Below are 11,603 nucleotides of genomic sequence, written 5' to 3'. Positions count from 1 at the left end.
GGCAGATGTGAGTGCGGCGCGGTCCGTTTCGAAGTGGAAAACGTGAGGGATACCGTGACGGTCTGTCATTGCAGCCAGTGCCGCCGCACCAGCGGGCATCTCTGGGCATCGACCTATGCGCCGTTTGATGCGTTGACGTTCATCGAAGACGAAGGATTGCGATGGTATGCCTCATCGGAGGATGCCACGCGCGGCTTTTGCAACCGATGTGGCTCCAGTCTGTTTTACCGCATGAATGGAGAGGACGGCGTTGGCATCGCTGCAGGATGTCTGGAGGACACCTCCAGCTTACGGATCGGCAAGCACATCTTTATTGGCGACAAAGGCGATTACTATCCAGTGCCTAAAGACGCCGAAATATTCGTCGGAGGGTAGTTTTCCCGGAACCGGACATTCCATGAATGTCAGCAAAGTCCGCATACCCGCCATCCGCCAAAGTCCTACACCAGCGTCATAGCGCGACCGCAAAGTCCCGGCTGGAATAATTACAAAAACCCCGTTTCCCCCGCATCTTTGCGCAAGGCTTGGCCGAGCCTTACGATCTCGCATTGCACCACCCGAGCCTGCGATTTATCACAGGTTGAAAACTGACGCGGCAGGGCAGGGATAGGCTAGATGGATACGGAAACGGTGGCCCAGAATGGCCTTGTGCTTTTGGGATGTGGCAAAATGGGGTCGGCTATGCTCTCGGGCTGGCTCGAAGGCGGTTTGCCTGCAGGGTCTGTTTGGGTTATTGATCCCAAACCGTCCGACTGGCTGCAGTCCACGGGCGTTCACATCAACATCGACCTGCCGCCGCATCCGGCCATTGTGCTGATTGCCGTCAAACCTCAGATGATGGGAGACGCCCTGCCGACGATTGCGGCGATGGGAAATGGGGACACGCTCTTTGTCTCGGTCGCCGCCGGCACCGAGATTGCGTCTTTTGAATCCGAACTTGGGGATCAAAGCCCGATCATACGCGTGATGCCCAACACGCCCGCTGCCGTGGGCAAGGGCATCTCCGCCATGATCGGCAATGCCCATGTGCGCCCGGATCAGCTTGATATGGCCCAGGACCTGCTTGAGGCCGTGGGGCAGGTGGTGCGGCTGGAGAGCGAAGACCAGATGGATGCCGTCACAGGCCTTTCGGGATCGGGCCCGGCCTATGTGTTTCACATGATCGAATGCATGGCCGCTGCAGGTGAGGCGCAGGGGTTGGCGCCTGACTTGGCGATGCAACTGGCCAAGGCGACGGTCGCGGGGGCAGGGGCATTGGCCGAGACGGCGGAAGAAACGCCTGCTGAGTTGCGGGTCAACGTCACCAGCCCCAATGGCACCACACAAGCCGGGCTTGAGGTGCTGATGGATGCCACTCAAGGCTTGCCGGAATTGATGACGAAGACCGTTGCGGCCGCGACGGATCGTTCAAGGGAATTGCGCGATGGCGGATGAGATCACATTCGATGACTTTCTCAAGGTTGATATCCGTGTCGGTCGAGTCATTCGCGCAGAACCCTTTCCCGAGGCGCGCAAACCGGCCATCAAAATGTGGATCGACTTTGGGCCAGAGATTGGTGAACGTAAAACTTCGGCCCAGATCACCGCGCATTACACACCCGAAGACCTGCCCGGCAAACTGGTCATGGCGGTCACGAATTTCCCGCCCCGCCAGATCGGCCCGTTCATGTCCGAGGTTCTCGTGCTGGGCCTGAGCGACGCAGACGGCGAGATCGTCTTGCTTGCCCCGGACAAGGACGTCCCCGTCGGAGGCCGGATGCATTGAAACGTGTCTATTTCACACGCCCTTTGCCCGAAAGCGTCGCCGACATGGCGCGCGAACACTTTGACGTGGAAATGCGGACCGAGAACACGCCACTCAAAATCGGTCAGATGCGCGCGGCGCTGAACCTCTATGACGGCGTGCTGATGATGTTTGGCGATACTTTTTCGGCCGAGGTTTTCCGCGAGGCGCAGAACCCGCGCTGCAAGGTGCTGGCCAATTATGGCGTGGGCATCAATCACATCGACCTGCAGGCCGCGTGCAGCGCCGGTGTCATGGTCACAAATGTGCCGGGTGCTGTGACAGACGCCACCGCCGATATCGGCATGACGCTTATCATGATGAGCGCCCGGCGTGCCGGTGAAGGGGAGCGGATGGTGCGCGCAGGCGAATGGCCCGGTTGGAACCCAACGCAGCTTCTGGGCACGCATGTCACGGGCAAGACGGTGGGCATCATCGGTATGGGCCGCATCGGGTCAGCCATCGCACAACGCTGTCATTTCGGGTTTGACATGAAGGTGCTCTACTGGTCGCGCAGCGAAAAGACGTTCGCCTATCCCGCAGAGCGGGTGAAAACCCTCGAAGAACTGATGGCCCGTGCAGATTTTGCCGTGGTCGCCGTGCCCGCCAGCGCCGAGACGCATCACCTGATCAATGATGAGGTTTTGGGTCACATGCCCCCCACCGCGCATCTCATCAACATCGCACGCGGTGACATCATCGATGAAGCGGCCCTGATCCGCGCCCTCAAAGACCGCCGTATTGCAGGGGCTGGGCTGGATGTCTATGAGCATGAACCCAAGGTGCCGGATGCTTTGAAGAAGATGGAGAACGCAGTCCTCCTGCCGCATATGGGCACATCAACGCTTGAAGTGCGCGAAAAGATGGGTCGCATCGCGGTGGAGAATTTGCGAGCCGCGCTGAACGGAGAAACGCCGCCGAATTTGGTGAATTGAGAGCGGGTATGAGGCTGTTGGATATGTGGGACTTAGCGGACCTTGCGTTGAGCCGTGCCTGCGGCCCTCGATTCCGTGCCTTTGGTGTGGAGAACAAAGGTATGGGATGGCCTCTAGCCTGCCATCCAATCCCTCCACGCATTAGCTCTTCTTTGCGCCCCCAACACCGCATGCCGCACCGTTACACTTGACCTCGCTGCGCCATTGCGATGAGGTGGCGCGCACCTCACAGGAGCAGCGCGATGCACAAGCCAGCGATCACAGGCACGGGCGTTTTCACACCGGAACAGACCATCACCAATGACGAACTGGTCGTCGCCTTCAACGCCTATGCTGAGCGGTTCAATGTGGAACATGCCGACGCCATCGAGGCGGGAGAGATCGCGGCCAAAGAGGCGTCTTCGTCGGAGTTCATTGTCAGCGCATCTGGCATCGAACAGCGCTACGTGCTGGACAAAACCGGTGTGCTTGACCCCACTGTGATGCATCCGCATTTGCCCGAACGCAGCAATGATGAACCCGGCATGATGGCCGAGATGGCGCTGGACGCGTGTTCGAAAGCGCTCAAACAAGCGGGGCGTGAGGCCTCTGAGGTTGACCTGATCATCTGTGCAGCCTCCAACCACGAGCGTGCATACCCGGCGATTGCTATCGAAATTCAGCAGCTCCTGGGCGCGTCTGGTTTTGCCTTTGACATGAACGTTGCCTGCTCTTCGGCCACGTTCGGCATTCAGGCCGCGGCCGATATGGTGCGCTCGGGTTCAGTGCGCTGTGCCGTCGTGGTCAGCCCCGAGATTTGCTCGGCGCATCTGGAATGGCGTGATCGGGATTGTCATTTCATTTTTGGCGATGTCTGCACGGCGGTGGTGATCGAACGTGCAGAGGATGCCAAGGGCGCGCATTTCCTCGTGCATTCGACCCGCTGCGCCACGCAGTTTTCCAATAATATCCGTAACAACAACGGCTATCTGCGCCGCACGCGTGAAGGCCATATGGAAGACCGCCGTGACATGCTCTTTGTGCAAGAGGGGCGAAAGGTTTTCAAAGAGGTGCTGCCACTGGTTTCAGCCCATATCGCCCGACATATGGAAGACGAGGGCGTTGCGGCCAGCGAACTCAAACGCCTGTGGCTGCATCAGGCGAATAAGACCATGAATGATTTCATCGGTCGCAAGGTCATGGGCCGCGTGCCTGAGGCCGAGGAACAGCCCAATATCCTGCAGGACTACGCCAATACCTCATCCGCAGGGTCGATCATCGCATTCTCCAAATACTCCGACGATCTTCAACCGGGAGATACCGGGCTGATTTGCTCATTTGGAGCAGGCTATTCCGTGGGCTCGGTTCTGGTTGAGCGTGCATAGAACGAAGCGGGCCCCAGTATCAGCATTGCGCATGCCCGTGCGTTTCGGTTAAACGCAGGCAAGGGAGACGCGAACTCATGGACAAAGCGGCAAGCTATCTGAAAAAACACACCGAGAGCTTGGTGAAGGATGTTGGCATTGAACCGGCCTGTGAACTGACGGGCAAGTCCAAGGCCACGCTCGGGCGGTATTACTCGGATCATGATGAGCATGCCGATCGGTTCATGCCCATTGATGCGGTGGCTGCGTTGGAAACAGCGGCGTCCTATCCGCATGTGACTGCCGCTCTGGCAGAATTGAATGGGATTCAGCTCGATTTTGACGAGCGTCGCCCAAACAGCGAAGAATCCGGTGGCGTGAACAGTGACGTCATCGCCCTGAGCCAGCGGTTTGCCATGCTGATGGCGGAATATCAGCAATCCATCGAGGATGGCGTGATCACGGTGAATGAGGCCAAGCGCTTGCTCAAGGAAACCACCGCGTTGCAGCAGGTTCTGATCGACATGAAGCTGCATCTTGAGGAAGAATCCGGCTAAGTCCCCCACAAAAGGAATCCTGCCCATGTCCGATATCACACGCCACCATACTGGCGACCGCATGAGCCAGATCGTTATTCATGGTGAGACGATCTATCTGGCGGGTCAGGTGGGGAACAAGGGCGACAGCGTTGCCGCGCAAACCCAGACCTGTCTGGATAAGGTCGATGCTCTTCTGGCCGAGGCTGGATCGGACAAGACACGCATTTTGCAAACCACCATTTGGTTGGACGATATGGGCGATTTCGCCGAGATGAACGGCGTATGGGATGCCTGGGTGGCCAAAGGCCATGCGCCGGCCCGCGCCTGTGGCGAGGCCAAGCTGGCGCATCCCGATCTTAAGGTCGAAGTCCTGGTCACCGCCGCACGCGGCTAGGCGCAACCTCCACGTTCAATAGCGAAATCGCCGACAGGCTGATCCGCATGGACCTGCCTTGCTGGTTGCGCTATCAGCAGGGCAAATATCGCAGATGAAAGGCCTCGCGATGTCCGGTCACGGCACTCCCATTCCCATGAGTTCTCACGCTTCCAAAGGTTTGAAAGGGCAGGCTGATGTGCCGGGGGACAAGTCGATCTCGCATCGCAGCCTGATCCTCGGGGCGATGTGCGTGGGGGAAACGACGATCACTGGTCTTCTCGAAGGTGAAGACGTGCTCGACACGGCCAAGGCGATGCGCGCCATGGGCGCCGAGATCACGCGTGACGAAGATGGGACATGGCACGTCTATGGCGTGGGCGTCGGCGGCTTTGCCGAACCCGATCAGGTCATCGATTGTGGCAATTCCGGCACCGGCGTTCGCCTGATCATGGGCGCGATGGCCACGTCGCCGATTACGGCCACCTTCACCGGTGATGCCAGCCTCAACAAACGCCCCATGGCGCGGGTCACGGACCCTTTGGCGCTCTTCGGGGCGCAAACGGTAGGTCGCTCCGGTGGGCGTCTTCCCATGACCATTGTGGGCGCGCAGGACCCAATCCCTGTAAGCTATGACGTGCCGGTGCCCTCGGCGCAGGTGAAATCCGCTGTATTGCTGGCGGGGCTCAATGCGCCGGGCCAGACGGTTGTCACCGAACGCGAGGCGACACGCGATCACAGCGAACGCATGCTTGCCGGGTTTGGAGCTGAAATCAGCACAGAAGTAACCAATGAGCACCGGATCATCACCCTCACAGGCCGCCCTGAGTTGAAGCCGCAGAGCATTGCGGTGCCACGTGACCCCTCAAGCGCCGCCTTCCCAGTATGTGCAGCACTTATCACCGAAGGGTCTGATGTGCTGGTGCCCAACATCGGCCTCAACCCAACCCGCGCGGGCCTCTTTACCACGCTGCGCGAGATGGGCGCGGACCTGACATATGAAAATGAGCGTGAAGAGGGCGGTGAGCCTGTGGCGGACCTACGTGCACGGTTCTCGCCGGATATGAAGGGCATTGAGGTGCCACCCGACCGTGCCGCCAGCATGATCGACGAATACCCGGTGCTCTCTGTGGTCGCCGCCTTTGCCGAAGGGCAAACCATGATGCGGGGCGTCAAAGAATTGCGCGTCAAGGAATCGGATCGCATTGATGCCATGGCCACGGGCCTGCGCGCCTGTGGTGTGACCGTTGAAGAAGGCGAAGACTGGTGGAGCGTCGAGGGCGGCGGGATTGGCGGTGTGCAAGGCGGGGCCACCTGCGCCAGCCACTTGGATCACCGCATTGCCATGTCTTTCATGGTTCTGGGTCTCGCCACCACCAAACCGGTGACCGTTGATGATGGCAGCCCGATTGCCACATCCTTTCCGATCTTTGAGGATTTGATGGGGGCTTTGGGCGCGGATATCCGCCGCGACTAACCATGTCTGATCTCGGCGCCCTGAGACATGAGGGCATCGGCCACATCCTGAAACCCGCCCGGCTGAGCTGTGGCAATCCCATCGGCCACAAGTGTGACGTCGTAACCGCGGTTCAGCGCGGCTTGCGTCGTCCTTGCCACGGCATGAGCCCCATCCCGCCCCATGATCCGAAGGTGCCCCACATCCAGCACCTGCAACAGTGCATCAAGCTCGCCGGTTTCAAATCCGTCTTCCACGCGCTTTAAGACTGTGTGATCGGCCAAATTGGCAAAGGGCGCGGCCAACTCAGTACCGGGCTTTCCCTTGATCAATCTCGCTTGGTTCTGCAGATGTGCGACGAGACGTGTGCCAATCCCGGACCATTCATGACGCAAAGCAATCACGGGAATGTCGTCGCGCTGGGCCAGCGCCACTTCACGCGCCACCGCTGCTTCGACTCGTGCGCGAACCCGGCCATCATATAGCGCATCGCTCCAACAGGCCTCTTGCAGATCCACCAGCAAAAGCGCCGCGCCGGGCCGCGTGCCGATCACCACACCCTCTGAGGCGCGCACCATGTAACGCGCTGAGGCCCAAAGCCAAATCGCTATGCAAAACGAAAGAAAAAGGACGACGGACCAGAACATGAAAATCGTTCTTTAATGTCGCTTACTGGATGTCAAATCTGGTCTATTGGTTTTTCTAGGGCCGAATATGCTTGTTTTGCACGAAACTGCGCCGCAAATAATTTGACCTTTGTTTTATCCAATAGGCGACGGCACTTCACCTTGCAATTGATCTGCGCACATCTTTTATATCGCAGATGGTTTCACGTCTTTCTGTTTTCGCTTTGCTGATCAAGCTCGCCTTTTGGATGCCCACTGCGGCAACCGCGGTTGAATATGAAATTGGCGAGCTGAATATGCGGGGACTGGCGCTGTCGCCAGATGGTTCAGAAATCGCAGTAGCAGCCTGGCCAGATAACAAGATTGAACAGGGTTTCCTGGCGACTGCGTCGATTGAGACGCCAGATCGATATACTGGCATCACATTGCCACACGGTGTAGTGGCTTTGACACCCTCCTTCTCGCCTGATGGAACACGGCTTCTTTTTGCGGGTGTATGTCTTACCGGATTTACCTGCGCAGACGGAGCAGATGGCTGGAACATCTACGTAGTCGAACTTTCATCCAAAAAGGTAACTCAAGTTACCTCGCAGGATGTGCGCCTGTTCAGATGGTATCCAATCGAAGGACCTGATGGCACGGTTTACTTTTCGGTTATGCCGCGTGGGGATTCTCTGTGGTTGACAAACACAACATCACTAGCATCGATTTTCCAAAAGACTGCCGTGGACAGAGAAAAACCGTTTCTTCCCAACGTGCCAATTAGCGAAAATACAGGCATACCTTTTTTGGGTGCAGCTTTGTTCGGATCGCTGATTCCATTCGGTGCTACCGACACGGAAGTGATTTTTAGAGCACGCTTAAAAGCAAGCTTTTCCGCAAGAGCCATGAATGAACGCTTCTACAACGATGCACTGGCTAAAGACCTAGATATTGATCCCAGTGACGACATCGATTTTCGAACACATGATTTACTCGACAAAGCAAAGGAACTTTACCTGTCCTATGAGGAGGGAGATAGAATTGCTCGGACATTGAGGTCCGTTTTTATTGCCAGCTCTAAAAGCGTCGATCCTTTTCATCATGTGTTTGATTTGGAGCTTGAGACTATCCGGCGACATGTTGAGTATGTCGCGTTTGATGGTGAGAACGTGTTCCTTCTCTTTAGCCCGGACAGCAATCCTGGTCGCTCAATCTGGCGGATGCGCAAGGGAAGCGCAGAAAGATTCATAAAATTGCCAAACGGCGCATACAATTTTGAGTTCATGGCAGCTGGCAAAGATGTCATTGCTGCTTCTGTAAGCCAAATCACACTGCCGAAAGGTTTCAGACACCGTATCTCAGTATGGAGATCCCGTGTGCTGCTTCCTGAGATTTTTTCAATAACGCTGGACGAGGGGGCCTGAGTCTGCCCTCAGCGTCTTACGCCAGAGGTGTAATATGATGACGCCAGCGTACCAGATTATGCCGGTTGCGATCTTTCGCATAAGCTGGAACAGATTATGTTGCTGCGAAACCAACCTTTTGGCCAAAGGTCTTTAGAAGATGAGCGAATCTGACCCTCTTGTTGTGTTCACGCCTTCGGGCAAGCGCGGGCGGTTTCCTGTGGGAACGCCGATCCTGACAGCTGCGCGTCAATTAGGGGTCGATCTTGACTCGGTTTGCGGCGGTCGCGGGATATGCAGCAAATGCCAGATCACGCCCAGTTATGGTGAATTCCCCAAACACGGCGTGACCGTGGCTGACAATGCGCTCTCGGAGTGGAACAGCGTCGAGGCCCGCTATGACGAAAAACGTGGGCTAATATCCGGGCGGCGTTTGGGATGCCAGGCGCAGGTCATGGGGGATGTTGTCATTGATGTGCCCCCCGAAAGCCAGGTGCATAAACAGGTGGTGCGCAAACGCGCAGAAGCGCGCGATATCGTCATGAACCCCTCGGTTCGCATGTACTATGTTGAAGTAGAACAGCCCGACATGCACGAACCGTCGGGTGATTTGGAACGGCTGGCCAAAGCGCTTGAGGAACAATGGGACATCGCGGGCGCAACGGCTGATCTTGGGGTGTTGCATGGTCTGCAGCCGACCCTGCGTAAAGGCGAGTGGAAAGTCACGGTTGCAGTGCAGCAGCACAGTGAAGGCCAAACACCAAAGGTTATTCAGGTCTGGCCCGGGTTTTACGAGGGTAAAATCTTTGGTTTGGCGGTCGATTTGGGCTCAACCACGATTGCGGCGCATTTATGTGATCTGACGGACGGAGAGGTCGTGGCTTCATCGGGCATCATGAATCCGCAAATCCGTTTTGGCGAAGACCTGATGAGCCGGGTCAGCTATTCCATGATGAACTCAGGCGGGGCGGCAGAAATGACTACAGCCGTCCGCAAAGGAATGAACGCGCTTTTTGATCAGATCTCCCAAGAGGCCGAGATTGACAAGACACTGATCATGGATGCGGTGTTTGTCTGTAATCCGGTTATGCATCATTTGTTCCTCGGGATTGATCCCTTTGAATTGGGACAGGCGCCGTTTGCGCTTGGCACGTCGTCTTCGCTGAATCTGCGCGCGCGTGATCTTGACCTCGACATTCACCCAAATGCCGACATTTACATCCTGCCTTGCATAGCAGGACATGTCGGAGCCGACGCGGCCGCGGTCGCCCTTTCGGAAGCGCCCGACAAGTCCAAGGACCTTGTTCTGGTCGTTGATGTTGGCACCAATGCCGAGATCCTGCTGGGCAATGCGGAAAAGGTTCTGGCCTGCTCGTCACCCACCGGCCCTGCCTTTGAGGGCGCGCAGATCAGTTCCGGACAACGGGCCGCACCGGGTGCGATCGAACGCGTCGAGATTGACCCGGCCACCAAGGATGTGCGCTTCAAGGTGATTGGATGCGACCTGTGGTCTGACGAAGAGGGGTTCACTGAGGCAACAGAGGCCACAGGGATCACGGGCATCTGTGGCTCGGGCATCATCGAAATGGTGGCTGAGATGCGTCTCAACGGCATTCTCGATGGGCCGGGCCTGATAGGGTCGCCAGAGCAGACCGGCACCTCGCGGTGTTTTCTTGATGGACGGACCTATTCCTACATGGTCTGGGATGGCAGTGCCGATGGTGGCCCGGTGATTACCGTCACCAACCGTGACATTCGCGAAATTCAAATGGCCAAGGCGGCGCTGTATTCAGGCGCGCGCTTGCTGATGGACAAGTTTGGTGTGGACGAGGTGGATCGCGTTGTGCTGGCCGGTGCGTTTGGCGCACATATCAGCCCCAAGCACGCGATGGTTTTGGGGATGATCCCTGACGCGCCGCTGGACAAGGTGACGAGCGCAGGCAATGCCGCCGGCACGGGCGCGCGTATCGCTCTGCTGAACACCCACGCGCGCCGGGAAATCGAGCAGACCGTGCACCAGATTCACAAGATTGAAACGGCCATCGAGCCGCGTTTCCAAGAGCATTTCGTGAATGCCTCGAACATCCCCAACGCGGTTGAACCCTTTCCGATCCTGAAATCCATCGTCGATTTGCCAGATGTTAATTTCAATACCGGCGGTGATACTGGCGGGGAAGGCGGACGTCGCCGCCGCAGGCGCGGGTAAAACCTTTGGAAGATATCTTTGAGTGTGAACTCTACTTTGGATTGCATACATGCATTTGCGCCTTTATTTTAAGGCCTAAACGCATGTCTGCTGTGTTCACAAAATTTTAGGGGTGTCCGCTGAAAATACACCAATATTTGGCAGGTTTAGTAAGTTATCCCCAACAGACACCCATATGATGTTACCAAGCTGCAGCAATCTGTGACCGCGCGCCTCTTGAGCAATTATGGCTCTTTTGAGACATGTAGGCAGGGCCAACGGTAAGTAATCAGTTTTCTTTCACCAAATATTTGTATGCGAGTGTTGGCCCTTTTTTGTGCCAGTATTTGAGTTAATCGGCGCTGCCCCTGGAGACGGGGTGGCGCTTTTTCTTTTGCGTCAGAGATCAAAGAACACCGTTTCGAAGTTGCCTTGCAGGTGAACGTCAAACCGATAGCCACGATCACCCGACTTTTGCGCCAATAGGCTTGCCCGGCGGTCTTCGGGCAGTGACAAAAGCACGGGGTCGACGGCGTTTGCCTCGGCCGCGTCGTCGAAATACGCGCGTGTGTGCAGACCGATATTGATCCCGCGCGCCACGATCCAAAGCGCCAGATGCGGCGCTTGGTTCCCAATCGGACCCGGCTTGATCGTCTCAAACCGCCATCGCCCGGTCTCAAAATCCGCCGCTGTTCTTCCCCATCCGTGAAACCCGGACGCGCAGCCCTCCGATCCGGCTAACTTCCCTGTTGCATCTCCCTGCCACAGTTCGACCATGGCGTCCGTGACTGGCACGCCCGCCCCATCCAGTATCTGCCCTTCAATCACCATACGCTCTCCGGGCACATCCGGTCCTGCGATGCAGGCGCCCAACGCGCTCAATGACCGCTCCAACCCCGCGGCCTCGGATGCCAATCCGATATGGACATAAGGCCCAGCTGTCTGTGAGGCGGTCTCTGGCAAAGGGGTCTTGGTCAC

At 57.2% G+C, this 11,603-nt stretch carries 12 protein-coding genes; 10 read left to right on the top strand and 2 right to left on the bottom strand.

Annotated elements, in window-relative coordinates; translation table 11 throughout:
- Positions 1-42 precede the first annotated feature (42 nt).
- The 8 genes from RZS32_RS02505 to aroA all read left to right on the top strand — a co-directional run bounded on the left by RZS32_RS02505 (position 43) and on the right by aroA (position 6,450).
- Positions 43-375, top strand: a complete 333-nt coding sequence (locus RZS32_RS02505) for a GFA family protein (RefSeq protein WP_317055459.1) — start codon at positions 43-45, stop codon at positions 373-375.
- 240 nt (positions 376-615) lie between these two features.
- On the top strand, positions 616-1,434 hold the full coding sequence (proC, locus tag RZS32_RS02500; protein WP_317055458.1) for a pyrroline-5-carboxylate reductase: 819 nt from the start codon (positions 616-618) through the stop codon (positions 1,432-1,434).
- Positions 1,424-1,765: a tRNA-binding protein gene (locus RZS32_RS02495; protein WP_317055457.1), complete on the top strand. Its 342-nt coding sequence runs from the start codon at positions 1,424-1,426 to the stop codon at positions 1,763-1,765. Before proC ends, RZS32_RS02495 begins: the two co-directional genes overlap by 11 nt.
- Positions 1,762-2,718: a 2-hydroxyacid dehydrogenase gene (locus RZS32_RS02490; RefSeq protein ID WP_317055456.1), complete on the top strand. Its 957-nt coding sequence runs from the start codon at positions 1,762-1,764 to the stop codon at positions 2,716-2,718. Before RZS32_RS02495 ends, RZS32_RS02490 begins: the two co-directional genes overlap by 4 nt.
- Positions 2,719-2,960: 242 nt before the next feature.
- Positions 2,961-4,082: a beta-ketoacyl-ACP synthase III gene (locus RZS32_RS02485; RefSeq protein ID WP_317055455.1), complete on the top strand. Its 1,122-nt coding sequence runs from the start codon at positions 2,961-2,963 to the stop codon at positions 4,080-4,082.
- Between the two features lie 77 nt (positions 4,083-4,159).
- The gene (locus RZS32_RS02480; RefSeq protein WP_317055454.1) at positions 4,160-4,618 is read left to right on the top strand and encodes a hypothetical protein; all 459 of its coding nucleotides are present in this window, start codon (positions 4,160-4,162) and stop codon (positions 4,616-4,618) included.
- Positions 4,619-4,643: 25 nt separating this feature from the next.
- Positions 4,644-4,994, top strand: coding sequence for a RidA family protein (locus tag RZS32_RS02475; protein ID WP_317055453.1), 351 nt, complete (start codon positions 4,644-4,646; stop codon positions 4,992-4,994).
- Between the two features lie 109 nt (positions 4,995-5,103).
- Positions 5,104-6,450: a 3-phosphoshikimate 1-carboxyvinyltransferase gene (aroA, locus tag RZS32_RS02470; protein WP_317057836.1), complete on the top strand. Its 1,347-nt coding sequence runs from the start codon at positions 5,104-5,106 to the stop codon at positions 6,448-6,450.
- Here the strand turns inward: aroA and RZS32_RS02465 are convergent.
- Complete coding sequence (locus RZS32_RS02465) at positions 6,447-7,076, bottom strand: cysteine hydrolase family protein (protein WP_317055452.1); 630 nt, start codon at positions 7,074-7,076, stop codon at positions 6,447-6,449. The genes aroA and RZS32_RS02465 overlap by 4 nt on opposite strands.
- A 176-nt stretch (positions 7,077-7,252) precedes the next feature.
- Here RZS32_RS02465 and RZS32_RS02460 point away from each other — a divergent pair, with 176 nt between their 5' ends.
- A complete protein-coding gene (locus RZS32_RS02460; protein WP_317055451.1) occupies positions 7,253-8,461 on the top strand; it encodes a TolB family protein in 1,209 nt (402 codons plus the stop codon).
- Positions 8,462-8,600: 139 nt separating this feature from the next.
- Positions 8,601-10,646, top strand: a complete 2,046-nt coding sequence (locus tag RZS32_RS02455; protein ID WP_317055450.1) for an ASKHA domain-containing protein — start codon at positions 8,601-8,603, stop codon at positions 10,644-10,646.
- Between the two features lie 378 nt (positions 10,647-11,024).
- On the opposite strand, the gene pcaG is transcribed toward RZS32_RS02455, so the two are convergent.
- Positions 11,025-11,603 carry a protocatechuate 3,4-dioxygenase subunit alpha gene (gene pcaG / locus RZS32_RS02450; RefSeq protein ID WP_317055449.1) on the bottom strand — a complete coding sequence of 193 codons (579 nt, stop codon included), beginning with the start codon at positions 11,601-11,603 and terminating at the stop codon, positions 11,025-11,027.

It is taken from the genome of Roseovarius sp. W115, assembly GCF_032842945.2.
GTDB lineage: Bacteria > Pseudomonadota > Alphaproteobacteria > Rhodobacterales > Rhodobacteraceae > Roseovarius > Roseovarius rhodophyticola.
Note: the sequence above shows the minus strand (reverse complement) of the source record. Positions and strands in the feature narration are given on the sequence as shown.

Excerpts from the sequence above, each read along its gene's own strand:
- proC (WP_317055458.1), top strand. The coding sequence starts at position 616 with ATGGATACGGAAACGGTGGCCCAGAATGGCCTTGTGCTTTTGGGATGT.
- RZS32_RS02495 (WP_317055457.1), top strand. The coding sequence starts at position 1,424 with ATGGCGGATGAGATCACATTCGATGACTTTCTCAAGGTTGATATCCGT.
- RZS32_RS02485 (WP_317055455.1), top strand. The coding sequence starts at position 2,961 with ATGCACAAGCCAGCGATCACAGGCACGGGCGTTTTCACACCGGAACAG.
- RZS32_RS02480 (WP_317055454.1), top strand. The coding sequence starts at position 4,160 with ATGGACAAAGCGGCAAGCTATCTGAAAAAACACACCGAGAGCTTGGTG.
- RZS32_RS02475 (WP_317055453.1), top strand. The coding sequence starts at position 4,644 with ATGTCCGATATCACACGCCACCATACTGGCGACCGCATGAGCCAGATC.
- aroA (WP_317057836.1), top strand. The coding sequence starts at position 5,104 with ATGTCCGGTCACGGCACTCCCATTCCCATGAGTTCTCACGCTTCCAAA.
- RZS32_RS02465 (WP_317055452.1), bottom strand. The coding sequence starts at position 7,076 with ATGTTCTGGTCCGTCGTCCTTTTTCTTTCGTTTTGCATAGCGATTTGG.
- RZS32_RS02460 (WP_317055451.1), top strand. The coding sequence starts at position 7,253 with ATGGTTTCACGTCTTTCTGTTTTCGCTTTGCTGATCAAGCTCGCCTTT.
- RZS32_RS02455 (WP_317055450.1), top strand. The coding sequence starts at position 8,601 with ATGAGCGAATCTGACCCTCTTGTTGTGTTCACGCCTTCGGGCAAGCGC.